Source organism: Thermogemmatispora argillosa, assembly GCF_059696725.1.
This window is the reverse complement of record NZ_AP019377.1, coordinates 1,733,418-1,759,802: the sequence shown is the minus strand read 5'-3', so window position 1 is coordinate 1,759,802 and position 26,385 is coordinate 1,733,418. Positions and strand designations below refer to the sequence as shown.

Genomic DNA, 26,385 nt, shown 5'->3' with positions numbered 1-26,385 from the left:
ACATCGCGGATGAGCCGGGGATGGAGGCCGGCCTGTCCTGGCGGCGCTTACTGCCGGTCCAGCTCTCTGATCTTATTTCTCAATTTGCGGCGGCGGGGGCACTGATCGTCATCTGTATCGCGCTCTCCATCGCCTCGCCGGTCTTTCTCACCCTCGACAACCTCTTCAATATTGTCTCGCAGACCGCTGTCACGGCTATCATTGCCCTGGGTATGACCTTTGTGATTATCACCGCCGGTATTGATCTCTCGGTCGGCTCAGTGGCCGCGCTGGCTGGGGTGCTTGGCGTCAAAATGATGGTCGATCTGGGCCTGAGCTGGCCGCTGGCGGTACTCGGCGGCACCCTGGTCGGCGGTCTGGCCGGCCTGGCCAACGGCCTGCTGATTACCCGCGCGCGGCTGGCGCCCTTCATTGCCACGCTGGGCATGATGAGCGTCTCGCGCGGCCTCGTGAATCTTGTCACCGGGGCTACGGCTGTCTTTGGCGTCCCGGACTCCTTCCGCCTGCTTGGGCAAGGTATGATCGATGGCGTGCCCATTCCGCTGATTACGCTGGTGGTGCTGGCCGTGGCGGCTCACCTGGTGCTGAGCCGCACGCGCTTGGGGCGCTATGCCTACGCTATCGGCTCAAATGAGGAGGCGGCACGCCTGGCGGGCATTCGCGTCGGCGCCTATCTGGTGGCGGTCTATGTTCTCCAGGGCCTGCTGGCCGGTTTCGGCGGCATGGTGGCGATGTCGCGCGTGGCCTCGGGGCAGCCGAATTTTGGCGATGGCCTGGAGCTGGATGTCATCGCCGCCGCAGTGATTGGAGGCTGCAGCCTCTTCGGCGGCCAGGGCACGATTCTGGGAACTCTCATCGGCGCCTTCTTGATGGCAGTGATCCGCAACGGGGCGGTGCTGCTCAATATCGATACCTTTACGCAGAGCGTCATTATCGGAGTCATTATCTGGCTGGCGGTGATCTGGGACCAGTTTCGCCGCCGCCGCTTTGCGACGAGCACGCGCTAGCCTGGCTCGGCTCGCATGCTGGCTTGCCCGCAGGCAAACCCAGCCCGGCGGCGGCTCAGGCACCGGGCTGGTGGGAGGTGCCCTGCGCTGCCAATGCCACGAAACGAAAGGGGGTGGCCGCTCTTTACGTCCACAGTCAGCCTGCTCTGGACATGGCTGGGCAGCGCTCATGACGGAGCTGCCTGTCTGTCTCTCTCTCTCTCTCTCGCTCTGCTTCTGAGCGGGGGAGCTGAGCAGCTAGTGCTCTTGATCTGGAAAAAAGGACCTGCGGTATGAGGCGCAGCGCTCTGAAGAGAGGGCATCAAGGATGATGAGCAATCGGCGTGGCCTGTATTTGAGACAGCAAGAGGTCCGCCGCTTCAGTGAGGAACCGGGCGACCGCGGCGCGCCGCGGTCAAAGGCAAAGGAGGCTGTTCTGATGCGACAATTTCTGCGCAGATTGGTGCGGGATTGCGTCTTTCCTCTCTGGCTGCTGCTGGTGATTTTGCTGGTCACGGCTTGCGGCAGCGTTACTGTACAGTCATCAGGCAGTAATAACAACACAACTGCCTCTGGACCGCTCAAGATCGCCGTCATTCCGAAAGCCATTGGCTTTGACTTCTGGGAGCAGGTGCACAAGGGGGCGGAGTGCGCTGCCTCGAAGCAGCAGCAGGTCTCAGTGATCTGGAACGGCGTCACTGCGGAGACCGACGTGACTGGGCAGATCGATCTGCTGACCAACTACATCACGCAGCATGTCAACGGTTTGATCTACGCTGCCACCGATGCGCGCGCGCTCTACCAGGTAACGCAGCAGGCTCTAAAGGCCAATATTCCCGTGGTCAATATCGACTCGGGCACCTATCCGCAGCCGGCCAATGTCCCCCTCTTCGCGACCGACAATGTTGCCTCAGCGCGCAAGGCTGCCGATCTGCTGGCCCAGCAGCTCAACGGGCATGGCAAGGTCGCCCTGATCGAGTTCCAGCCGGGCAGCGCCACCAACGATCAGCGCGTCCAGGGCTTCAAGCAGGAGCTGGCCAAGTATCCTGGCATCCAGCTTGTGGCCGACCAATCCAGCCGCAGCGACTATAACCAGGCGCTCAGTGTGGCTGAAGACATTCTGACGGCTCACCCCGATCTGAACGGAATCTTCGCCGCCAATGAGCCGAGCGTACTCGGGGCGGCGGAAGCCGTACGCCGTATTGGTAAAGCTGGCCAGATCACTATCATTGGCTGGGATGCGGCTCCCGATGAGGTGAAAGGCGTTCAGCAAGGGACCATCTCAGCGCTGATCGTTCAGAACCCCTTCAGGATGGGCTACGATAGCGTGAATGCAATGGTGCGCATCTTGCGCCAGCACGCCACCGTTCACAGCGAGGATACGGGCGTGACGATCCTGACGAAGGCCAACCTCAACGACCCCAAGGTGCAGGCCGTCCTCAATCCAAGCTGTCAGAATCCCCCGCTGTGAGAGAGGCTGAGCTGCGTTGTGCTGAGCTGAGCTGTCTGGACCTGGCGGTGGCTGAGGCAAGCAAGGGCGATCGGATCGCTGAATCAGCGGCTGTCTCGCGCCACAATCCGCCGGGTCTCAGGTGACCAGAGAAAAGGCCAGCGCCCAGGGGGTGGGCAATGAGCAGGGGCAAGGCTGGTAGATGTCCTGCGCGTGCTCCTGCTTGCCCATAGGCTCCCGCTGGGCCTGGCCCCTCTTGGCGCTTGTGCGGTCAGCTAGCCCGCTGTTGTATCCTTGCGTTTGTGCTCGCCTGGAAGCACAAAGAAGGCCGTTACCCGCGATAGGCTGGAGCGCAGCGGACGAATGGTAGATTGCGCCCACTGGCCGGCTGCCAGGGGCGAACGCGTGGGCTGCTCGACGTTGATGGCCCTCCTGCAGGCTGAGCAGACTGTCGGTCAAACAGTCGGACAGCCAGGCCAGATGATCAATCTTTGATCAGGCTGACCGGCTTCGCTCTCGCTGTGCTTGTGAAGCCCTGCGTGTGCCTGCACTGTCCGGCACAGGCATGACGTTCCTTGGTCGTTCGCCCACCAAGGGGTGAATACCTTGAATTGACGGTACGCGACACCAGGCTGTGTCAGACTTTTGCCAAAGCAGACGCCCATTCAAAGCAGATAGGCTGAGCGCTGTCTTGCCCGCTTCCTCTCAAAGAAAAGGCGAGCGGCAACATTCTTGGCGCTCAAGGGCCACGTGCCAACCAGCCAGCCAGCTACTACTCAGCCACTCCTGACCCGTCAGTGACTCTCCAGTCGCTCGCTGCACAGCGATCGTCGCTGCTGGACGCGGACCGGTCGCAGTCAGTCAGGTCCGATCACGATTCAGACGCGAGATTGCCGTTGCTTGCCGTACTGGCTTCGGTCTCTGCTGGGCTACTAAGCGGTCAGACCAGACAGGGCTATCCGAGTAAGGATGGCCTGCCCGCACACGCGCTCAGGGCTTAATCAGGGCCTCGTAGTAGTCTGCACAGTCGTCGCAGAGGATGGTCGTCATCTTGGTAATGTAGTCACGAGTAGACTGTTGATGCTCAGGGCACACGGGCATCTGGCAGCGCGCACATAGAGCTGTCGCCTTGGCCCCACACACGTAGCATTTCGTTGGATCGACCTTACCGCCCTCATTCTCGGGGGGGATCTCCGTGATCTGCTCTTCTAACATGGCTCCTCCTTCGTGTCCATGATGACGCGCTGTTTCGGCTCGTTGCACTGACCGACCCAACCGCCCTGCGTCCTGACTGGCAGGCGCAAAAAAAAGCCCTAACTCCTATCGTTGTACGCGAAAATCTGCTCTTCTGTCAAGCTGCTGCAAGCTGTGCCATGACGGTTCTACTGTGCCCGCGGGCCATGCCCCTCACCGGCTGCTGAGAGCGCCGCTCGGGCCCACCTCCTCCCGGCCACTCCCCCAGCCTCGCGCTGACGCAGCTCTGCCCCTATTGGTAGGCAGCGAGGCACTGGGGCGCCGTGGGCGCAGCAAGATGGTGCGGCGGAGAGCACTGTCGCCGGTGTTACCCTCTTATTTTATACCGTGCTTTCAAGCATCCGAGTTTCAGCCTCGCTAAGGCCATAGAGGTCGAACACCAGGGCATTGATACGGGCTTCTAACTGCAGGCGTCGCTCTTCCAGGAGCTGGCGCTCTTCGCCACAGCGCGCGGCGGCCAGTTGGGCCTGTAGGGCCATCATCGCGCGGGCGGCGGCAATCAGTGGCTCCTGGTGCGCGCTCAGACGTCGCGGCAGGGGGAGAGCGGCCAGCGTCGTCTGATTAAGCTGGGGAAATAATCGCTTATAGGCCGTGAACGTCTTATAGAGGTAATAATCGATCAAGCGACTATTGAGAATGGCCAGTAGCGCCTCATAGGAGAGACGCCTGTCGAGCAAGTGCAGATTGTAGAGCGACTGCATCGTAGCCAGACCGGCGGTTTCCAGAGCTGCCACGCAGCGCCGGCCCGTTTTGACCACCACGATTTTCGGCGCCTGGTAGAAGCTGGTGGGCTTTGTCAAAGCGGAGACGAAGCGCGTTGGCGGAGCGATATAGTAGCGAGCCACGTTATCGCCGGCCAGAATCGGCAGCGAACCTGTCGTTGTCACGTGCCGCTTACCGATCTCCTCGCCGCGCGAAATATGGACATATTGGCCGAGCGGCTCCCCCTCGCGCTCAAGGCGGGCCAGCAAGGCCGCCTCTTCATCGCTGACATGCACTAGCAAGCGGTGACGGCTATCATCCAGAAAGCGTCGGCGGCTGCAGAGAGCGCGTGTCTGCACCGGCAAAACTGGCAGGCCTGCAAGGCCGGCGGAGGCTGGCGCGGGCACATCGCAGGCAATCAGGGACGGCTGAGCGCCGCGCTCGACAACCAGCACAGCGGCGGAGACACAGGCCCGAAAGACCGGGCCACAATGGTAGACGCGCAGCAGGCCCTCACGCAACAAAGTGGCGCGGGCCTGACGTGCCTCATCGCGTGCCAGCAGGGCATCGGGCACCACGAAAGCAAAGCGCCCGCCGGGGCGAGTCAGCTTGAGGCCCTGCTCAATAAAGAGCCAGCACGCGTCGTACTGCCGGCGGGCCAGACTAAAAGCCGCCTCCAGATAGGGACGGGCCAGTTGTGGACGCTGCTCACCGAACAAATAGGGCGGATTGCCGATCACCGCATCGAAGCCAGCGGCCTCTGCTCCGGCTGTCCCCCGAAAGACCTCTGGAAAGGCCGCCTGCCAGTCGAAAGGGGCAAGCTCAGCCTGGCTTGCCCTGGCTGCCGCTACGCCTGAGCCGAAGGCACTACCTAAGGCGTTACCGCAGCGGATAGTCGCCTCCAGACGCGGCAGCACCCTGCAAACCTGCGCTCGCTCGCGCGCGCTTCCCTCGCACTCCTCCAGGAGCAGCAGAAAGAGCGCGAGCCGTGTCACCTCGACCGCGCAGCGATCGAGGTCTACGCCGTAGATCTGCTCTAGCAGAATACGGCGGCCCTCCGCCAGAGTCAGACGCCAGCGACCCTGAGCATCGCGACGCAGCGCCTGCGGGAAGCGCTCCGGTCCCGCCGCCACATACTGCTCACGAAACCAGAGCAAGAGCAGACGGTAGAGGCGCGTCAGAAAGGAGCCGGCGCCGCAGCAGGGATCAAGAACACGCAAGCGGGCCGCACGCGCAATCTCTCTCTCTCGCTCAAGCAGGGCCGCCACGCTATGGGCGAGAATATAATCGACGATCGGAGGGGGCGTATAATAGATGCCCTCAGCCTTCTTAGCTGTCCGCTCCTCGCTCAGAACCAGGTGACCAGCGGCATCCGTGGTCAGCGTCTTCTCCAAAAAGTGCTCATAGAGGCGACCAAGCACAGAAGGCGAGAGGCGAGCAAAATCGCAAGGAGCTGCGGGGGGATAGAGGGCCTGCAGGAGCTGGCGCAGCGTCTCATCGTCCAGTGTTAGCGCTGACAGTTGCTCCTCTGTCAGCGTGGAGAGAGAGCCAGACTGACCCATTGCCGCCATATTGGCCGTTGCCGCTGGCCTGACACAGAAGAGGCCGGCGGCATAGCGTCGCGCCGCGGCCTGAAAGCGCCGCTGCAAGCGCCTGTAAATCATCCGCTGCTTGCTCAGGCGATGGAAGCTCCCCGCTGGCTCCAGACCGCGCTCCTCGCAGAGGCGGAGGAACAACAGACGGGCTAACAGCAGCTGCACAGCGCGATTGAGATCATCCGGCGCCAGAGCGGCATTACACCTGGCCAAAGCCGTGCTCAGCCACAGGCGCCACTCCGTTGCCGCACGCAGCAGCGCCTCCTCCGCCGCTGTGCGCTCCGCATCCTCTGCCAGCAGAGGAGCCATCAGGGCCATAGCCGGAGTAGGGACTGACGACTCTCTCCCAGACCCCGAGAATGGCTGCGAGAGGCTTTGCAGCACGCCTTGCTCTTCCTCCTTCTCTCGCTCTCGATTCTGGGGCAGCACAGCACAGCGAGCGCAGCCCCGCTCTTTCAGGGCCGCTGCCTCGTCTCGGGGTCGGCGCGAGCGAGGCAGTACCTATGCGCGCCGCCAGGCCCGGCCCAGCCCGGCCAGACCAGAGCATCCAGCCAGTGGCAACAGGCGGGAGGCTGGCTAGCGTCCACGACGAGCCTGAGCGCGGCGAATCAGCGCGTCGGCGGCCACAGCGATCACCAGGACCACGCCCTCTACCATCTCTTTCACATCGGTGCCCTGGCTCTTCAGATCAAGGCCATTTTCCAGGCTGCCGATAATCAGCGCACCAAGAATCAAGGACCAGACCGAGCCTTTGCCACCGAAGAGGCTAACACCACCAATCACCGCCGCCGCGATCGCATCGAGAAGCAGCGTCGGATCAATCTGGCTGGCTACCGCCAGACCGCGCGAAGCGGCCAGCACTCCGCCGATCGCCGCCAGCGTTGAACACATCGTAAAGACCGCCACTCGGATGAGCGGTACATTGATGCCCGCGCGGCGCGCGGCCTCTGCGTTACCGCCGACGGCATAGACGTAGCGACCAAAGGGCGTCTTCGTCAGTAAGAGCCAGCAGAGCAAAATCAGCCCGATCAAGAAGACGACAGACTGAGGCACGCCCAGGTAAGACTCAAAGAGAGCCACCGCCCCCTCCACGATCACCGCGACGATCACAATCTGCAGCAGCAAACGTGGCAGCGGCTGCGTCCGTAGACCCGCGCGCTGGCGGCGCACATAGTTGAGCACTACGAACCCAATATAGAGGAGAAGCACCAGCGTTGGCAAGCCGATGCCCAGGACATCAGGAAGGTAGTTATTCGCCAGCGACACAATGAAAGCATCGTGGATAATCAGCGTGCTCTGTCCAGCGAGCAAGTACAACAGCAGACCGGAGTAGCCGATCGAGGCCGCCAGCGTCACGATAAATGAGGGGATGCGTACGAAGGCGACCAATAAGCCATTAATGAACCCGGTAATTGCGCCCGTAACCAGCGCTGCCAGGATAGCCCAGCCCGCCGGCACGCCATGACGCTCGACCAGCACGCCCATCACCACCGCACAGAGCGTGCTGACTGCCGCCACCGACAGATCGATCTCGCCCAACAGCAGCACCAGCGTACTGCCCAGGGCCAACACACCGATCTGCGTAATCTGCAAAACCAGATTCGAGAGATTGCGAGGCGTTAGAAAGAGACCGTTGGTCGTTAAAGCAAAGTAGGCGGCAATGACCAGCAATGTCAGCAAGACAGGCAGAAAGCCCAGATCGGTGCGCAGGAGCTGGCCCACTGTGGGACGCGGCAACCTGGAGGGCACCTCAACGCTGGTCGCCGGAGCTGGTTGCTTCTGCTTCACAGCTTCACTCATGACTGTGAACCTCCTCCATTCGAGCCATTCGCGTCCACCTCAGCGCCAAACTCCGCGCCGGTGATGGCCGCCACCACGCGCTCGGGCGTCGCCGACTTCACATCGAAGGTTGCCACGCGCCGCCCCAGGCGCAGCACAATCACGCGGTCCACGACCTCGAAAACATCAGCCAGATTATGCGAGATCACCACGACCGCCAGGCCCTGCTCACGCAAGCGCTTAATCAGATTGAGCACCTGGCGCGTCTGAGCCACCCCCAGGGCTGCCGTTGGCTCGTCCAGGAGCACCACGCGCGCCTGACGCAGGATCGTCTTGGCGACCGCGATCGACTGACGTTGACCGCCCGAGAGCAGCGAAACGGGCACGCGCACCGAAGGGATTTTGACATCGAGCACGCTCAGCACGCGCAGAGCCTCGCGCTCCATCTCTATCTCAGAGAGCACGGGCCACAGGTCAAGCTCCTCGTGTCCGAGGAAGAGATTAGCGACCACGTCGAGATTATCACAGAGTGCCAGATCCTGATAGACTGTCTCGATGCCGAGGCGCGTCGCCACGCTGGGGCCGGTGATCTTGACCGGCGTGCCCTCCAGGAAGATCTCGCCGCTATCGGCCTGCTCAACGCCCGAGATTATCTTGACCAATGTCGATTTACCGGCGCCATTGTCGCCCACGAGGCCGACGACCTCGCCGGCATAGACTTCGAAATCGACATTCGAGAGGGCCTGCACAGCCCCGAAGGCCTTGCTGATACCGGTCAGGCGCAGACGTGGCTCAGCAACGCCCGTCTGGCCGGGCCGAGAAGGTGCAGTTGGTGTGCTGGTAGAAGAACTGTCTGCCATGTGGCCTCCACAATGAGAGAACTAGTCATACACACGGCTCATCGGCGAGCAAGAGGAGAAGCGGAAGGAAGACAGGCCGACCAGGTGGTCAGCCAACCGGGCGCCCCTGCTCACCGATGAGCTGGTGATCCTGCCCGTTTCGCCTGCCGGTGATTCACGCCTGCGATTGCTGTCTGTACTGCTATTATATAGCAGCGCCAGGATCAAAGGCAGGCGGAATCACTGACTGGCCTGAGCGGCAGGCGGCCAGGGAGAGGAAGATTAGCAGATACCTCCGGTCCCAGGCGGGAGACCCTGACAGATCTGCTCTTTGGTCACAAAGCCATCGGCCAAGACCGTGGAAGCAATGTTTGACTTATCGACGGCCACGGGCGTCTCCAGGACCGACGGAATATTGCCACCGTCCTTGGTCTTGGTATGGCCGTTGATGAGCGAAGAGGTGTCCTGACCCTTGCTGATAGCCGCCACGAGCTGGGCGGTAGCGTTCGCCTCCTTAGTGATGGCCTTATAGACCGTCATGGCCTGCTCGCCCGTCAGGATGTTCTGGATACCGGCGACAGTGGCATCCTGGCCAGTCACCAAAACCTTCTTATCCAGATGCTGAGCCTTCAGAGCGGCGATGACCGAGTTCGCCATGCCATCATTGGCCACATAGGCGATCTGGATATTGTTCTGATTGGCGGTCAGCGCCTGATCCATCTCGGTGCGAGCTGTATCGTTGTCCCAGCCAGGCGTGTAGGTCTCATAGACCAGCTTGAGTTCACCGCTCTGGAAGAGCGGGTCAAGCGCCTGATGGGCACCCTGGCGGAAGAGAATGGCATTGTTATCGGTCTGCGAGCCGTTGATCATCACCACGCGGTCGCCCTTGTGATGATGCTGAACGATGTATTGGCCCTGCAGATAGCCCACGCGCACGTTATCGAAGGAGACATAATACGATAGGTCCTTGGACTGGATCAGGCGGTCGTAGGCAATGACCGGGACGCCCTGCTGCTTGGCCTTGAGGACGATAGCGGCAGCCGCGTCGCTATCGACGGCACCCACCACCAGGATGCAGTCGCCACGTGTCAGATCGGCCTCGGCCTGGTTGAGCTGCTCGTCCTTATTGCCCTCGGCATTGTTGTAGTCAACCGTGGCCCCAGGCAAAGCCGCCTTGATGCCATTGATCAGGGCCGGCTTGTCTTTGGCATCCCAGCGCTCGGAGGTGGCTGTCTCCGGCAGGAGAATGCCGATCTTCATGCACCCTTTGCCATTGGCGGCGCCAGAGGAGGTACCGCCAGTACTGCCGCTGCTGCCGCAGGCGGCCAGCAAAAGAGATAAGAGCAGAGTAATCGCTATAGCAGTAAATCTGCTCTGTCGACTAAATAACCTCATCGTTCGCACCCTATCCTTTCGTAGAGAACTCCATGCAATGAGTTATGCACCATTGCTTGCTGGTAAGGCAGGCTGCGGCGGGTGAGAGTACCAGGCTGCCTGCCCCATTGAAGATGACTCCTCGCTGCCCCTGAAGGGGTAAGCGAAGCGCGCCGACCCTGGCTATGACCGCGGCGCTCGCGCCAGACGCATGAGCGAGAGAACGGCGCTCATGCATTTGTCCGTTTGTTTGCTCGTATGCCTGTCCTCACTTGAATACAACCAGCCAGCCAGCCAGATCAGCGAGGAGGAACCCTGCGGTTCCCCCACCTGTCTGGGGGGCCTAACGCCGACCTCCTTTCATCTCAGCGCGCCGGCGGCTGCCTGGCCTGCCTGTCTGCCTGGACCGTAGCGGCGGCCAGCCTGGTCGCCACCTTAGTGAGAGCGACGACCAGCGGTCCGCGCTAGCGGCTCACTGGGCTACGGCGGGCCGAGCTGCCGACCGCGGGCGTAGTTGCCGCCACGGCAGGGCGCTCGCTTTCGCCGCGGGCCGCTGCCTCCTCGCGGGCGATCAAAATGCGTTCCCAGGCCTTAAAGAAGGGATAATAGAGCACAGCGGAAACAGCGAGATCGAAGAACTGCAGGAGGCTGCCACGAATATCGCCTCCGGTAGCCACGAAGCCGCTGATCCCGACGGGAACGGTGAAGGGCTGCATGACCATCGGCACATGGACCAGACCGAAAGAGAAGGCCAGGTAATTGATGGTCACGATGGTCACAGGAACCAGCACGAAGGGGATCATCATCAGCGGATTGAGCGCCATTGGAACCCCGAACGTCACTGGTTCATTGATATTGAAGATCGCCGGTCCCAGCGCGACCTTGCCGACGGTGCGTAGCTGGGCCGAGCGTGAGCGTAGCATATAGATCACCAGCGGCCAGGTTGCTCCCGAACCGCCCAGGTGGGCGAAAATATGAAAGAACGGCTCGGTCACGATGCCGTGGGCGTGAGCCGGACCGGCGGCGGCGTTCGCGGCCAGCGTGCTGAACCAGAAGGGGGCCGCGATAGCCGTCACGATATTCATCCCGTGGATGCCCACCGACCACAGCAGCATCATCAAGATGATCTCCAGCAGCGCCGCCGGATAGCTATCCTGCACCACAACCAGCGGCTCAAAGACCTTCATCAGCAGAATCGGCAGCGTCAACTGCAGCGTCACGCGGTGGCCGCTGCTATCGGTCGTCGTTACCGTATGCGAGCTGACGAACCACTCTAGCAGCCAGATTGCTGTGATGAGCAGCACGGCAGGCACCAGCGCCTCGAAGGCGCGCTTGACATTGGCGGGCACGCTCTTCGGCAGGCGAATGGTGAAGCGAGAGCTACGGAACCAGCGCATGACCTCGCTGGTGAGAATGCCGATCAGGATGGCGATGAGCAGCCCCTGACCGCCAAGGTAGGGCAGAATGGTCCCCAGCGTGAGGCTGTTGAGGTTGGTGACCGGCAGGCTGGCTATCAGGAAGAGGACCATCGCCAGGACGCCCGGCTGTACTGGCTCGGTGCGCCGGTACTGGGCGACGCTGTAGGCTACGCCGAAGGCCAGGAAGAGTGCCATTAGCCCAAAGGACAGGTTGAAAGGGACCAAAATGGCATTCTGAATGCCAGGATGGGTCTGCAGAAACTGGGCAAAGGCCGGAATAGGCGGATTGGCGATGATCAGAAAGATGCTGCCCGCTATGATCAGCGGCAGCGTGAAAATGATGAAGGCGTCGCGAATAGCCTGCAGATAGATATTGCTGGCGAGCGCGCTCAGCGGCGGCACCAGGTAGCGCTCAAACCAGGCGCTGCCTTTCTCAATCATCGCATTCATGGCTGGGCCTGACCTTCCTGCGTCCCTTGCAGGAGCAAGAGCACTTGCTCCAGCACGGCTTCTCCGTTCATCGTTGCATAGTGAAATGGCTCAATCAATGCCACGGGCTTGCCGGCTTCCTGCGCCAGCTTCTCGATGCTCTTGCGCAGATGGCGAATCTGCGGAGCTATGAGTACGACATCGCATTCGTCCAGCCGGTCCATGTATTCTCCGGCGCTCAAGGCCTCAACGCTGAGTGTGTAGTTGCGTGCCGCTGCCGCTTCGAGCATGCTTTCCACCAGCAGGCTGGTGGACATGCCCCAGCTGCAGACAATCAGGACTCGGATCATGCTCGCTCCTTCCCGCCGCACGCCGGCTCGCTTCTCCCCCTCCTTCCCTCTCTGGCCTGCTCCTGACCTGTTTGCTGGCTTGAGCGCCTGGCGATCTGCCGCCCCGCCGACATTGGCGCTCACGCCGATCATCAGGCGCCCTTCGCTGCATACGGTCGGAAACAGTGCTTGCTTGCTCGCGTGATAGAAGGAAGAGAGCCAGAGCGAACCACCGCGCTGCGGGGTCACTCTTCTCCTTAGCAAGAACTATGCCAGAAATGTGTGTAGCACAGATAGCACACTAGCGGGGCGCACTCGCCTCGATCGGGCCACGCGCAAGACATAGCGGGGGACCGGGTGAATATGAACACCTGGCGATCAGCACGCCCCTGGCTCCCTTGTAAACGTCGCTCGCTACAATCAGAAGATGCGGTACTCCCTTTTGCCCTTATTATACGTAGCCTGGCAGGGACCTGCCGCATGGTTCGGCGGTGAGCTGGATGGACGTCGACCGGAGGCCAGGGTAGCCAGGGCGGCGAGCGCTGCCAGACCCCGCCTGAACTCTGCTGCTGGTGCGCAGCCAGGCCAGGCCAGGGTCAATGCCTGATTGCGATAGAAAGAGAAAGCTGGAGGGCTAGGAGCGGGCGGCGAAAATATCGAGCTGGCGCAAGATACAGACAATATTGTAAGCCTCTTCATCGGGGAGAAAGCGCCCGACCTGCTCGCCGAGGAGCTGCAGGGCATGCCGGCAGATCGACAGATCGCGCGCGAACTGCTGTTCGACCTGGTGGCGCACTGCCTCACTGACCAACATGCCTTTGTAGGGGACGCCGCGCTCCAAAATACAGGCAAGGTGCAGCATCAGCCCGGCCAAGACCTCCATAGGAAAACTCTCGCCGACCTCGACTTCGATCAGCTCGATCATACGGTCAAGCAAGGGCATGATGCGCGCCGGGTTAAGGAAGATCATGCGCTGGCTAAGGGTCTCTGTAAGCTGGCGCACCAGATCGGCGCGGCGTGAGAAAAGCTGAACCGGCCGTGGCTGGGGCTGGCTGTGATGACCATCGTAGCCGGCCTGCTCTGGAGACCTGGCGTCTGAAGCGCTGACCATCGGCAACTTGAGCGGCGCCGGGTCCGGTCGTACCTGATCGCCTTCAACCTGCAACAGCGCTGGATCGATCAAGGTCTCGCCGAGCAGCGTACGCAGACGGGCCAGCCCGTCGCCGAAGAGCAGATCGGTCAGCGGGATAAAAGGATAATCGTCCAGATGCGGGTTAATCGTGCCTACGACAGCAATCACCTGGCGATTGCCAACGAGCTGCCGGATATCCTCGCGCGTTTTATAGGACAGGGTAATATCCATGCACAGGATATCGATGCCCTGTTCGCGCAAGCCGGGCAGAGCGTCACTGATCAGCTCGGCGATCTTCGCAGCGCTACCGAAGCCGGTCAGACAGACCGAGAGAATGACGCGCCCGGCCTCACGGCTGGAGCGTCCTAAACCGGAGCTGGCAGCGGGCAGCGGCTCAGTATGGCGCTCGCGACTACCGCTGCGGTTACTGAGTGCACGCGTCATCGTCAAGCTCTCGGCCAACTGATCGAGGCTCAAATCGCGCGAGCGCTGGGCCCGACGCACGGCTTCGATCACCAGCGGAGCACTCACATCGGAGACTGCACGCACACGGACCCCAGTCTGTTGCTCGACCAGCTCGCTCAGAGAAAGCAGGGAGACGAAATCGACGAGCAGCAGAACGCCGGCCCCCTGGTCGGCGACGCGTACCCAGCTTGCTACCTGAGCCACCAGCTCATCGGGCGACTGCTCAAGTGACAGCTCAACCCAGCGCACTGTTCTGACACCAACCAGCGTATTGGCCAGCTCTGCCAGGCCAGAGGCGATGCCACGACCGTGGGCGGCGACCACGATGCCGACGCCGGGCTGCTCGCTGCTGAGCAGGCTGTCGGCGTGAGCCAGCAAGACGGCCAGGACATCAACCTCGCTGTCGGGCAGGGGGGCCTGGAGGGCACCACGTAGCTGGGCCAGTGCGGCACGTGCCACCTCATATTCGCGTGGATAGGTATCGGCGACCGATTCGATCACAGAAGCCGGAACCTGGTGCCCACGGGCCAGATGTTCCAGCGTACTGGTCACGTGCATGGCCAGGACCAGCGCCAGCTTTTCGGGCAAATCGCGCTCCAGGCGCTGAGCGGCGTAGTCGACGACGGCGCGACAGGCGGCGGCCACCTGCTCGTCGACCAGGTGAGGAACCGCCTCCTGACGGGCACGCGCCACCTCGTCGGCGAAGCGTTGGAAATAGTGCTGAAGCTCCAATTGGAGCAGGCGATTGACCTCACTATCGGTGAGGCCGCTGCGGCGCAGAGCGCGGATCTCCTGGCTGATGGTCTCGTAGAGGTCGCGCGCTGAGTGGGGCAGGACATCCAGACTGAGGCCGGTGGGCGTGAAAATATGGGTAACCCTGAGCACGTCAAGCAGCGGCTCCAACGAACGCTGTAGCTCGGCGGTGCGCAGCAGGCCGCGGCGCACGTGGTCGGGCAGCATACTGACGTCAATATGCAGCTCGCTCAGGTTATGCGTGCGGTAGTCCAGGTAGGCGCGCGCGCATAGCAATTGGATGTCGGTGCGCAACTGGCCGATATTGCCCGGGCACTCGTAGAGCAGCAAGGCCTGGATGACCTGCGGCTCTACGTGAATGTTGGCGCCGATGCTGCTGCATTCGGTCGTGAAGAAGGCGCGGATGAGGGCGTAGCGCTCCTGCATGGAGCGCTCGGCCAGGCCGGGCAGCGTAATCAGCATCGGAATGCGCCGGCGGAAGGTGGGCAGCAGCGTCGTATTGGGGTCCTCGGTAGTGGCAGCGATAAGCAAAATGCTGGCCTGGCGCTCCTCGACGTCGCCGAGGCGGCGGAAGCGCTCGCGATCCATCAGGTAGAAGAGCATCTCTTGCCCCTCGGGTGGAAGGCGATGCACTTCGTCGAGAAAGAGAACGCCACCGTTGGCCTGCTCGACGAGGCCCGGGCGGTCACGCTCGGCTCCGGTGTAGGCGCCGCGGACGACCCCGAAGAGGTGGGCCATCAGCAGTTGAGGATTGCCGGCGTAGTCGGCACAGTTAAAGGAGACGAAGGGGGCATGAGGGGGCAAGGCCCCAAATTCGACGGCAAAGGCATGCATGAGGCGGGCAAAGGTCGTCTTCCCCACGCCGCTGGGACCGCAAATAAGGGTATGCAGCCCGTGGGGAGGATAGAGCATTGCCGCCTTGGCCTGCTGAATAGCGACCTTCAGTCCTTCGTCGCTTCCGACCAGCGTTTCGAAGCTGGTAACTACGGCTCCACTCTGCATGGAGGCCACCACCACCGGCAGCTTGTTAGGAGCCTCCGATCTGACCAGCTTCGGCAGGTCTGGCTGGCGGCTGGTCGCCGCCGCGCTTGTCTGGGCCTGCTGGACTTCCCGAGCCGGCTGTGGCTGTGCTCCGACCGACGACGGTGGCGGTTGGGGGGCGAGGCTCCTGACGGTAAACAGGACGGGGCGGCCTGGAATACGCTCGACCTTCCCCTCCTGGGCTAACTGGTTGAGGTCACGGCTGGCATTCGTGCGGTCAATGGCGGCGCGTTCCGCGACTTCTTCGGCGCTGAACCCTCGCTTGCGCCTGAGCGCCGTGCCTTCGGGGGCGGCAGCGGCCTCCGCACACATGGCGCGCAAGATTTCAAAGACGCGATCTTTGCGCAGCAAGCGATGTCTTCCTTCTGACTGACCAGCTCAGCGGTTGTCCTGTCTGTTCAGTGTTCAGTTTAACATCACTTGCCCGTAAATACAACCGGGCGGCATTGTTGTCCCGGAACAGGGACGATCGCGCTCTTGGCTGCCCTTGCCTGCTGCTAGCTGCCATTGCGCGAGAGAGACGAGAGAGCCGGCCGGGTCTGGTTCACCGTTGGCTGGATGTCGGGCTTGCTGGATCGCACGGAAGCGGTACCGTCCAGGCCGGCCAGTGCGGGCTCTCTGGGTGCTGACCGAACAGGTCCCGGCTGAGCGCACCGCTGGAGCCTGGTGTGCCAGCACTGGAGCGCCGTTCTGTCAGCTTATCATTCCTCGCAGAGATTGTAGAGCTGCCTGAGCGCCTGGCGGAAGGCGGGATCTGTCGGCGAGACATTGTGATCCGGCGTAATCACGACCATCAGTTCCCAGCCGGGCACCGTGGGAAAGCGTTTCAGCGTGTAGCGCCAATGTTTTTGCTGCAGTGCCTCTACAATAGCTGGTTGGCTATTATTCTGGCGTACAAAGAGCAAAAGCGCATAGTGAGCTGCGTGGAGCACTCTCTGACTATATTCCGGCAAGCGCGCACGTGGCTCAGTTACCAGGATCTGCTGATTAGTGATGAACGTGATAGGATTGCCGACCCAGGCGGTTGCCAGCGCGTAACTGATCTGCTGTTGGCGCAGATAGGTGATGATGGGTGTATAATCGCCCGGGGCCTTCACGCAACCGGAGGTCTCGAACGTATTATGAGTGTTCGCCACAGCGTAGGCCGAAAATTGCGTGCTAAAGTAGCAGGCCAGCAGTAGGAGCAAGAGGGCGGGGCGCAGCAGAGACTGCCAGATGGGCCGCTGCTCGCTGACTGGTCGGGGCGCCGGCGGCTCGGCTTGCGGCTCTGAGGGAGGCGGAGCCAGGCTAACAGACGAAGGCTTGTTCTCGATCGCGGCGGAGCCGTACCAACAGAGCGTAACAGCTGAGGCCAGGAAGAAAGGCAAGACGATGACCAGCGGCACCACATAGCGCCCGGTCAGGTCCCACGGGCCGCAACCTGAGTAGACGCTTGCCACCGCCAGCGGATCGAGGCAGTAGATCACCGTCAGACAGAGCGCGAAAAGAATGGGCAGCAGCGTCAGGCGGCGCAGGCAGAGCAGCGTTGGCCGGGGCCAGATCCGTGAGAGGAGCAAGGCAATGACAGCTAAAGCCATCGCCAGGCCGTTGATGACCAGCCCGGGTGTAAGAACGGCGGGATGATTTTGGGTAACATAAGGCTCAGTTGGCAAAGTGCCGCCGATGACGCGCGGAGCAACACAGCGGACGTAGAAAGTGACGACTTCGCGCAAGACGTGGAGACGGCTGCCGGGGGCGGAAATAGGATGCCCGCCTTGCAACATATAGAGAACGTTCGCCCAGTTATGCTGTGCACCATAAATAAGAGCTGGCCCCAATCCCAGCAGCAGAGAAGGAAGCGCTACCGGCGCTGCCAGGAGGCCTTCCTTGAGGCGTGTTTGGGGTTCGCTAGCGGGCTGGTGCTTCTCTCCTTTCCCGGGCTGCCGGGGCCGAGACTGCCAGAGGAAGGCGGCGAGCCAGAGCGTCATTGTTGCCAGGGCATAGACGATCAAAGGATCGATCCAGAGGCCCAGCCCGATGAGCAGGCCGATGCCCGCCCAGCGCCAGGCCAGCTCATGCCGACTGGCGCCCTGGCGCCAACGCTGGGTCAGACGCAGCGTGGCCCAAAGGAGCCAGAGCATCACGATCATGGCCTCAGTATAGCCGCCGTAGGAGCGCAGTTCCAGAACGGTGTCGTAGAGAGGAGGCAAGGCAGCGATGGCTGTCGCTACCGTTACAAAGAGTCGGCGCGGTCCTGCTCGCAAACCGGCCTCATCAGCGAGCGCTTCACCGCAGCCCCAGGTGAGCCAGACCAGTAGCAGCGACGTGCAGGTCATCGCAATGCGCAAGACCAGCACCGATGGCCCAGCGATGGCAAAAAAAAGGGCGATGATGTAGGCTTCCAGGCTGCCCATGTAGGGCTGACCGTAGTAGTAGATTGGCCACTCGCCGCGCAGGATGTTCTCCGCCTGAATGCCGGTGAGGGCCTCATCTCCTTCGATGACCGGATTGTGACGAATGGCTAAAAAAAGGCGCACAGCCAGCGCCAGCGCCAGACAAAGCCAGAGTGGCCAGCTTGCTGCCAGGCTCTGGCTCGTGGTACGAAACAAGATCAGAAGCCGCTGGCTTGACCCTCTGCTCTGGAGCTGCTGGGGCATCTGTGAGGCCTGAGTACCTCCCGACAACATCGGGGCTATTGCTCCTTACCACGTTTCTCTACTGTCAGTGCTGTTGACAAATATACTCAGTAGCAGCTAGATTTGGCAATATTGATCACTATTCTTGACTAAATATATGTGCGTAAACGCCTCTCTTCCTATCTCCGGGCCTCGGAAGGGAACATCTCAGAGATTGGTATGCCTGCCAGGGCTGACGCAGCATGGCCTGGCGGGCGAAATCTCTGCTCTGTGGCGGAAGTGGCGCTAGCTGCTCTGTTCGCATGGGCGAAAGGAGTCACAGATGACGGCCTATGTTGCCTTTTTTCGCGCGCTCAACGTCGGCGGACACGGCATGATTTCCATGCCGGCCCTGAAGGCCATGCATGAGGCTCTGGGGTTGCGGGAGGTCAGCACCTATATCCAGACTGGAAATGTGCTCTTCGGTAGCGACGAGGGGGATACCGTTCGCCTTGCGCATCAGATCGAGGGGCGCTTTCTAGAGGAGTTCGGCTTTGCCTGCCGGGTTGCCCTGCGCTGCGCTGCTGACCTGGGGGAGACCATTGCGGCGAATCCCTTTCCATCAGAGGCCGGGCAGGCACCTGAGCGCCTCGTTGTGCTCTTCCTGGTCGCGACCCCGGTGGCAGAGGCAGCCTCGGCCTTGCGGCGACTCGCTGCCGCAGGACCCGAGAAGCTGCAGCTCTCGGCGCGCGGTCAGGAACTGTATCTCTGGTATCCCAATGGAATCGGGCGCTCGAAACTGACGCCTGCCGCGCTTGAGCGGGCCCTTGGTTGTCCGGCTACGGGACGCAATTGGAAAACGGTACTGCAAGTCAGCCAGCTTCTCCAGCGAAAGCAGGAGGGAGAGCGGAGTAAGCGGCGTAACTCATTCTCTTAGGTGATCGCCGTCTGCAGAGCTGAAAAAGCAGCTCGCCCGCCCCGCTGTCGGCGGAGTGCTGGGAAGGGCGTTGCCGAAAAGCGGGTGCGGGCGAAACAGAGCTGGATGGGACAAGTCTCCAATGCTGGCTGGCGTTGGGGCTGTCTCAGGCTGTTCCCAGGCGTGTCAGCAGGTTGTTCAGCCGATTGACGAAGCTGATAGGGTTCTCCAACTGGTCGCCGCTGCTGAGCACGGCCTGATCGAAGAGGACCCAGGCCCAGTCAGCGAAGCGCTCCTCATCCTGCTCATGGCGCAGGCGCTGAATAATCGGGTGCTGCGGGTTAATCTCCATGATCGGCTTATCGGCGGGCACAGCCTGGCCAGCGGCCTGCAGCAGGCGTTTCAGGTTCGGATCGATGCCGCCCTCGTCGACCACCAGACAGGCGGGCGACGTTGTCAGGCGGCTTGTTGTGCGCACATCCTTGACTTTTTCGCTGAGCACCTTCTTGAAGCGCTCTAACAGGTCGCGGGCCTCATCGGCGCTCTTCTGGCGCTCCTCCTGCTCCTGTTTATCCTCCAGTTTGCTTAGATCAACCTCGCCGCGGGCGATTGACTGGAACGGCAGGCCACCGTATTCGTGCAGCTCATGTTGTACGAAGTGGTCGATAGGATCGGTCCAGATCAGGACCTCGACGCCCTTCTGCTTAAAGATCTCCAGCAAGGGGCTATCCTTGGCTGCCTCATAGCTTTCGGCCAGCAAGTAGTAGATCTTATCCTGACCTTCCTTCTTGCGCGAGACATAGGTTTCCAGCGAGACCGACTGCTCAGGGCCGCTGGTAGTCGACGCGAAGCGCAGCAGGCGGGCGATCAGATCACGATTGGCCTTATCCTCGACCAGGCCCTCCTTGAGCACGCGCCCGAACTCGCGCCAGAAGATGGCGTACTTGCCCGGCTCCTTCTCGGCCATATCGCTGAGCAGGCCCAGGATCTTCTTCGTTGCTGTGGCCCGCATCGTATCAATCAGGCGGTTCTGCTGCAGCATCTCGCGCGAGACGTTGAGCGGCAGATCGTCGGAGTCGATGATACCGCGCACGAAGCGCAGATAACGCGGCAGCAGTTTATTCTCTATATCGTCCATGATATAGACGCGGCGCACATAGAGTTTGACGCCGTGATGGCGCTCGCGCAGCCAGAGATCGAAGGGCGCCTGAGAAGGGATGAAGAGCAGCAGGGTATACTCGTGGGTGCCCTCCATATGGCTGTGGACCCAGGCCAGCGGATCGGCGAAATCGTGGGAGACGTACTTGTAGAAGTCCTTATACTCCTGTTCGCTGATCTCGCTCTTGGGGCGGGCCCACAGGGCCGAAGCTTTATTAACAACCTCCTCTTCGTCTTTCCCCTCGACCTTCATTACGATCGGTAGCTGGATATGGTCCGAGTATTTACGAATAATCGAGCGCAGGCGATAGCCATTGAGAAGCTCGTCCTCGCCTTCGCGCAGATGTAAGATGACCTCGGTCCCGCGTGTTGGCTTCTCGATGGTCTCGATTGTGTACTGGCCCTGGCCATCGGACTCCCAGCGTACGCCTTGCTCGGGGGGTAGGCCGGCGCGGCGTGTCAACAGGGTCACGCGGTCAGCCACGACGAAAGAGGAGTAGAAGCCGACGCCAAACTGACCGATGAGCATGGCGTCCTTGCGCTGGTCGCCGGTCAGCGACTGGAAGAATTCGCGTGTGCCTGACTTCGCAATGGTGCCGATATTCTGAATGACCTCCTCGCGCGACATGCCGATGCCGTTGTCGCTCACCGTGATGGTGCGGGCGTCGCGGTCGTAGGAGACGCGGATCTTGAAATCGGCGTCGCGCTCGTAGAGGTCGGGATTCGAGAGCGCGTCGAAGCGCAGACGGTCGATAGCATCTGATGCATTAGAGATAAGCTCGCGCAAGAATATCTCTTTATTGCTATAGAGAGAGTGAATCATGATGTCAAGCAGTTGCTTGACTTCTGCCTGAAAGCCCAGCGTTTCCTTATGCGTTTCAACTGGCATGGCACACCTCCATGTTAGCTACGCAGGTCCCCGGGAAGCTTGGTGAGTCGCGTCGGTCGTCCGAGTCAAGTGATGTGTGGCCTCTTCCGCTCTGCGGTGGTATGGTACATCTCCCCACGGTACATATGATGCCATAGGCTGTGTTAGAAGAGTGTGGGAGGAACGTTAGAATTTTGTTAGCACCTGGGGCAAGGGTCAGGGGTGCCGCCCAGGCACTAGTGAGCTGGGCACAGGCTCACTCTGGCCCGTGAGCGCCGTTCGTGCGCCTGTGATGTTGTCGTACGGGGCAGGCGGCCATTCATTCAGTGGCTGCACTCCTCTACCGGCGGTGCTCTGCTCTCAGGAGACATGTTGGCAGAGATGAGCTGAAGCCAGAGGAAGATGAAGGATGTACTACCAGCGCGAAGGTGGCGATCGATCTCTGGGTGCCCTGGTGGCAAGGTCCGCCGCGTGAAGAGCATAGCCATCGGCCGCTCGGGGATGGTTTTCATCCCGCTGCGGAGAGAAGCCTGATTTCTTCCAAGGAAGAAAACGCGCTGGGCGGGGGGGCTAATTCCGAAGATGGATGGGGTCATCTGTCTTCTGAGGCGTAGTGTCAGGTGGGGCCGGCTTTGAGCAATCCGATGAGCTGGTGCAGAGCGTTGCGGCTGAAGCCCTGGATTCCGCGGCTCTGGCAAGAATCTCCAGGCTCGAAGGTGGGGCATACAGGTCGGGCTCATAGGCGCGGGTGAAGCAGAAGTTGAAGTCACCGGAGCCATAGCGGTAGCTGGTGTTGCCTGAGCTGAGGAAGATGGGAGGAAGTCGCCAGGTCAGGAGGTCCTCGTGGATGGGAGGTTGGAATAGGGTGGCGCAGGGCAGTGGTTTGACGGGCTCCTGTAAAAGGTTTTCGAGGAATTGGGCGACGAGCGTGAGACGGTGGGGAGAAATAGTGAGATAGCCGGCCCTGGCTTTGGGAGAGGTTCAGCCTGAAGAAGGCGATATCGTTGGGGAGAGGGGGTCAAGTCGTTCCTGGTCCATACTGTGCTCCTTACTCGAGAAGTGGGCCGTAACTAAGTTAGCGCTTTGCCCGAGTTACGAAGTCTATTCTTCCTGGCTGTGGCTGCTTTCTAGATAGCGCACTGATGCTGGTAGTTCCTAGGGGTGGGGGTAGGCTATAGAGTGCTACCGGCTAAGGCAGTTTCTCTGCCCATGTTGACTGGCCTGGGTGCCTCTTCCATTTGCGGGCGGGCCTGCGTCTGACCAGGCCCGCCCGCCGGTTTTTGGGGGTTGGGGGGCTGCCAGGCCTGATCGTAGTTAGGGGTGCGAAGGGGAGAGGAGGGAGCCGACGGGCCAGAGGTCGACGGAGAAGGGGGAGAGGGAGGCGAGGAAGGAGCCGTCGGGGGACCAGGCGCAGGGGGAGGAGGCAGGGAGGAAGAGGAGGGGGAGGCCGGAGCGAACGGAGCGGAGTTCGAGGCCGTGGGGGCCGTCGAAGGCGAGGAGGGAGCCGTCGGGGGACCAGACGGGGGGGAGGGAAGAGTGGCAGGGCCAGCGCTGGAGGAGGTGGCCCGAGGAGGGGTCCCAGAGGTGCAGAGAGTCGAGGGAGGAGGAAGCGAGGAGGGAGCCGTCGGGGGACCAGGAGACAGAGAGGATCTCCTGATCGAGGCCGTGGTAGTGCAAAAGGGGCTGAGAGGAGTCAGTAGGCCAGATAGAAACGGTGGGAGGGGTCAGATGGGAGCGGAAGGCGATGGCGAGGCGAGAGCCATCGGGGGACCAGGAGAGGGAGGGGGACCAGTCTTCGGGATTGGGAGGCTGGGTGAGGAGCCTTCTCCTGGTGGGGAGGTCCCACAGGTAGATCGGACCATCCCGGAAGGCGATAGCGAGGCGGAAGCCGGTGGGGGACCAGGCGAGAGCGGAGATGGGGCGAGGAGTATGCTGCGGGGCGAAGGCGATGCGCTGACCAGAGGTGGTCTCCCACCACCGGTCTTGAATGAAGACGACGGGGTGGGTTTGCCAGATGGCGATGGAGCCGTCCTCGGAGGCGGAGACGGCCTCCGAGCCGTCGGGGGAGCAGGCGAGAGCGGTGATGGGCTGGGAGTGGAGGCTGAGGAGCAGGGGGGGCTGAGTATCGTGAGGGTGCCAGAGGTGGAGGGAGCCGTGCCGGTCGGCGGAGAGGAGGCGGGAGCCATTAGGGAGCCACAGGGTAGTGGTGAAGTGGTGGGAAGAGGGAGGGAAGGAGAGTATTGGCTGCTGAGAGGGGAGGGACCAGACGGAGAGGGAGGGGTCCTTGTGGGAGGAGGCAGCGAGGAGGGAGCCATTGGGAGACCAGGCGACGGACGAGATAGGGGCAGGGGTAGGGAAGGAGAGGAAGTGGAGGAGGGAGCCATCGAGGGACCAGATGGCGATGGAACCGGTCTGGGAAGCAGCGGTGAGGAGGGAGCCATTGGGGGACCAGGCGAGCGTAGAGATGGGGGAGAAAGTAGGAAGAGAGAGGCGTAGCAGGAGCTGGCCGGAGGAGGGGGACCAGAGGGAGACGGAGCCGTCGGAGGAGGCAACGGCGAGGAGGGAGCCATTGGGGGACCAGGCGAGCGTAGAGATGGGGGAGAAAGTAGGAAGAGAGAGGCGTAGCAGGAGCTGGCCGGAGGAGGGGGACCAGAGGGAGACGGAGCCGTCGGAGGAGGCAACGGCGAGGAGGGAGCCGTCAGGGGACCAGGCGAGGGCAGAGATGGAGGAGGAGGAAGGAGAGGAGAGACGGGGCAGGAGCTGGCCGGAGGAGGGGGACCAGAGGGAGACGGAGCCGTCGGAGGAGGCAACGGCGAGGAGAGAGCCATTGGGGGACCAGGCGAGAGCGGTGCAGGAGTGAGGGAGGGAGAGCCGCTGGAGGAGGAGGCCGTGGCGGGTGTCCCAGAGGAGGAGGGAGATGGCAGAGGCGGCGGCGAGGAAGGAGCCGTCAGGAGAGAGGGCAGAACAGGCGGGTTGAGCAGGGAGGCGGAAGAGGAGCTGGCCGGAGAGGGGGTCCCAGAGGTGTCCGGAGCTGGAGAAGAGGAGGGAGCCATCAGCGGACCAGGTAAGCTGTGAGGCAGCGGGGGAGGGCCAGGAGCGCAGGAGGGAGCGGGAGGAGAGGTCCCAGAGCTGGAGCTGGTCGTGAATGGTGGAGAGAGCGAGCAGAGAGCCGGAGGGAGCCCAGGAGCAGGCGGTGACGCCGGAGGAGTGAGGGCCGAAGTAGCGGAACTGAGGCTGAAGCATAGGCAGAGGCTCCTTTCTTGCTTGGTTGGTTACTAGAGGAAAAAAGAGCGACATGCCAGAAAGGCCGCGGGGGCCAATGAGTCCCTCGTGACCAGGAAGAGCGCGAGCAGGGAAGGGAGCTGGCCAGAGAGAGGATACGGCGTGTGGGGGAGAAAATCAAGGGGAGGGGAAGGAAGAGGAGAGGAGGGAGCCGACGGGCCAGAGGTCGACGGAGAAGGGGGAGAGGGAGGCGAGGAAGGAGCCGTCGGGGGACCAGGCGCAGGGGGAGGAGGCAGGGAGGAAGAGGAGGGGGAGGCCGGAGCGGACGGAGCGGAGTTCGAGGCCGTGGGGGCCGTCGAAGGCGAGGAGGGAGCCGTCGGGGGACCAGACGGGGGGGAGGGAAGAGTGGCAGGGCCAGCGCTGGAGGAGGCGGCCCAAGGAGGGGTCCCAGAGGTGCAGAGAGGCGGTGTTAGGATCGTAGAAATCGCTGTCTGAGACAGAGGCAATCAGGGAGCCGTCGGGAGACCAGGAGACAGAGAGAATATCGTAGTTATGGCCAGAGTAGTGTAGGAGGGGCTGGAAAGAGTCAGCCGACCAGATAGAGATCGTGGGGGGGAATAGATCGGAGGAGGCAGTAACAGCGAGGCGAGAGCCGTCAGGGGACCAGGAGAGCGAGGGGGACCAGCACTCGTGCTCGAAGGGCTTGGTGAGGAGTGTCTGTCCAGTGGAAGGGTTCCAGAGATGGATAAGGCCATCGTCGTCGGCAGAGGCGATGCGGGAACCGTCGGGGGACCAGGCAAGGGAGACGACGTCGGCAGTATGGGCGGTATAGCGGCGGAGGAGCTGGCCCGATGAGGTGTGCCAGATGGCGACAGTATTGTCCTTGGAGGCGGAAGCGAGGAGAGAGCCATCGGGAGAGCAGGCGAGAGCAGTAATCGGCTCTGTGTGGGCACGTAGGCGGAGGAACAGCTCACCAGAGGAGGGGAGCCAGAGATGGAGGAAGCCAGCTTCATCTGCAGACGCGATGAGGGAGCTGTCGGGCAGCCAGAGGGCAGTAGTAGGATAGCCGCCGTGACTAGGGAAGTGGAGTATGGGCAGACCAGTGGGAAGGTGCCAGACGATAGCTGAGCGATCGCCGTAGATGACGGCGATGTGCGAACTGTCGGGAGACCAGATAAGGGTATGGACGGGGGAACGCTGCTCAGGCAGGCGGAGCAGGGTTTGGTCGGTCTGGGGCTGCCAAAGGAGGACGGTGCCGGTTTGATCGCCGGCAGCGAGGAGGGAGCCATCAGGGGACCAGGCGAGGGCAGAGATGGGAGAGGGAGTGAAGGTACGGGGAGGAAAGTGATGGAGGAGCTGGCCGGAGGAGGGGAGCCAGAGGAGGAGGTGGCCGTGGCTATCGGCGGAAGCGAGGAGAGAGCCATCGGGAGACCAGGCGAGAGCGGAGGGAGAGCCGACGTGGTCGGTGAGGCGGCGGAGGAGCTGACCGGAGGGGATCAGCCAGAGGAGAATGGCTCCGTAAGGGTAATTGAGAGAGATATAGGAGGCCAGAAACGAGCTGTCGGGGGACCAGGCGAGGCTATGCACGGGGCTCGGGTGTGGAAGACGCTGGAGGAAGAGACCACGGTGACTATCCTGCAATAGAATAGCAGTCCTGGAAGGAGCGGCGATGAAGGTACCATTGGGAGAGAGAGTTGCTCGGTGGCCAGGACAGCGGGAAAGAAGCTGGCCGGAGAGGGGGTTCCACATCTCTCCTGAGCCGGAAAGCAGGAGGGAGCCGTCGGGGGACCAGGTGAGCTGTGAGGCAGCGGGGGAGGGCCAGGAGCGCAGGAGGGAGCGCGAGGAGAGGTCCCAGAGCTGGAGCTGGTCGTGGATGGTGGAGAGGGCGAGCAGGGAGCCGTCGGGGGACCAGGAGCAGGCGGTGACGCCGGAGGAGTGAGGGCCAAAGTAGCGGAACTGAGGCTCAAGCATGGACAGAGACCTCCTTAAAGATCCTTAGACTTTGGGTTCTAGATCTCTACACTTTTTCTGCGTCCACATAGGCTTGATTTCCAAATATTCTCTGGATATCCGCTAAGTAT

General features: G+C 61.9%; 15 protein-coding genes. 3 read left to right on the top strand and 12 right to left on the bottom strand.

The window, feature by feature from the left end; all coding sequences use genetic code 11:
* Positions 1–20: 20 nt before the first annotated feature.
* Positions 21–1,007: an ABC transporter permease gene (locus AC6H1L_RS06800; protein WP_497601518.1), complete on the top strand. Its 987-nt coding sequence runs from the start codon at positions 21–23 to the stop codon at positions 1,005–1,007.
* Positions 1,008–1,425: 418 nt separating this feature from the next.
* A complete protein-coding gene (locus AC6H1L_RS06795) occupies positions 1,426–2,457 on the top strand; it encodes an ABC transporter substrate-binding protein (protein ID WP_497600775.1) in 1,032 nt (343 codons plus the stop codon).
* 969 nt (positions 2,458–3,426) lie between these two features.
* Here AC6H1L_RS06795 and AC6H1L_RS06790 read toward each other — a convergent pair.
* The 9 genes from AC6H1L_RS06790 to AC6H1L_RS06750 form a co-directional block, all read right to left on the bottom strand.
* The gene (locus AC6H1L_RS06790) at positions 3,427–3,651 is read right to left on the bottom strand and encodes a hypothetical protein (protein WP_297161168.1); all 225 of its coding nucleotides are present in this window, start codon (positions 3,649–3,651) and stop codon (positions 3,427–3,429) included.
* 359 nt (positions 3,652–4,010) lie between these two features.
* The gene (locus AC6H1L_RS06785; RefSeq protein WP_497600774.1) at positions 4,011–6,305 is read right to left on the bottom strand and encodes an Eco57I restriction-modification methylase domain-containing protein; all 2,295 of its coding nucleotides are present in this window, start codon (positions 6,303–6,305) and stop codon (positions 4,011–4,013) included.
* 258 nt (positions 6,306–6,563) lie between these two features.
* Positions 6,564–7,787 carry a sugar ABC transporter permease gene (locus AC6H1L_RS06780; protein ID WP_497600773.1) on the bottom strand — a complete coding sequence of 408 codons (1,224 nt, stop codon included), beginning with the start codon at positions 7,785–7,787 and terminating at the stop codon, positions 6,564–6,566.
* Positions 7,784–8,626, bottom strand: coding sequence for an ATP-binding cassette domain-containing protein (locus AC6H1L_RS06775; protein WP_497600772.1), 843 nt, complete (start codon positions 8,624–8,626; stop codon positions 7,784–7,786). Before AC6H1L_RS06775 ends, AC6H1L_RS06780 begins: the two co-directional genes overlap by 4 nt.
* 261 nt (positions 8,627–8,887) lie before the next feature.
* Complete coding sequence (locus AC6H1L_RS06770; protein WP_497600771.1) at positions 8,888–10,000, bottom strand: sugar ABC transporter substrate-binding protein; 1,113 nt, start codon at positions 9,998–10,000, stop codon at positions 8,888–8,890.
* A 443-nt stretch (positions 10,001–10,443) separates the two neighbouring features.
* Positions 10,444–11,847, bottom strand: coding sequence for a PTS sugar transporter subunit IIC (locus AC6H1L_RS06765; protein ID WP_497600770.1), 1,404 nt, complete (start codon positions 11,845–11,847; stop codon positions 10,444–10,446).
* Positions 11,844–12,404: a PTS sugar transporter subunit IIB gene (locus AC6H1L_RS06760; protein ID WP_497600769.1), complete on the bottom strand. Its 561-nt coding sequence runs from the start codon at positions 12,402–12,404 to the stop codon at positions 11,844–11,846. Before AC6H1L_RS06760 ends, AC6H1L_RS06765 begins: the two co-directional genes overlap by 4 nt.
* Before the next feature lie 385 nt (positions 12,405–12,789).
* Complete coding sequence (locus tag AC6H1L_RS06755) at positions 12,790–15,897, bottom strand: sigma-54-dependent transcriptional regulator (RefSeq protein WP_497600768.1); 3,108 nt, start codon at positions 15,895–15,897, stop codon at positions 12,790–12,792.
* Between the two features lie 350 nt (positions 15,898–16,247).
* Positions 16,248–18,134 (bottom strand): hypothetical protein, encoded by a 1,887-nt coding sequence (locus AC6H1L_RS06750; protein WP_497600767.1) that lies wholly within the window; start codon positions 18,132–18,134, stop codon positions 16,248–16,250.
* A 349-nt stretch (positions 18,135–18,483) separates the two neighbouring features.
* On the opposite strand from AC6H1L_RS06750, the gene AC6H1L_RS06745 reads away from it, so the two are divergent.
* Positions 18,484–19,077, top strand: coding sequence for a DUF1697 domain-containing protein (locus AC6H1L_RS06745; protein WP_497600766.1), 594 nt, complete (start codon positions 18,484–18,486; stop codon positions 19,075–19,077).
* Between the two features lie 145 nt (positions 19,078–19,222).
* Here AC6H1L_RS06745 and htpG read toward each other — a convergent pair whose 3' ends face one another.
* The 3 genes from htpG to AC6H1L_RS06730 form a co-directional block, all read right to left on the bottom strand.
* A complete protein-coding gene (htpG, locus tag AC6H1L_RS06740) occupies positions 19,223–21,103 on the bottom strand; it encodes a molecular chaperone HtpG (protein ID WP_497600765.1) in 1,881 nt (626 codons plus the stop codon).
* A 1,293-nt stretch (positions 21,104–22,396) separates the two neighbouring features.
* A complete protein-coding gene (locus AC6H1L_RS06735) occupies positions 22,397–24,325 on the bottom strand; it encodes a WD40 repeat domain-containing protein (protein ID WP_497600764.1) in 1,929 nt (642 codons plus the stop codon).
* 156 nt (positions 24,326–24,481) lie between these two features.
* Positions 24,482–26,275 (bottom strand): WD40 domain-containing protein, encoded by a 1,794-nt coding sequence (locus AC6H1L_RS06730; protein WP_497600763.1) that lies wholly within the window; start codon positions 26,273–26,275, stop codon positions 24,482–24,484.
* Positions 26,276–26,385: the final 110 nt, after the last annotated feature.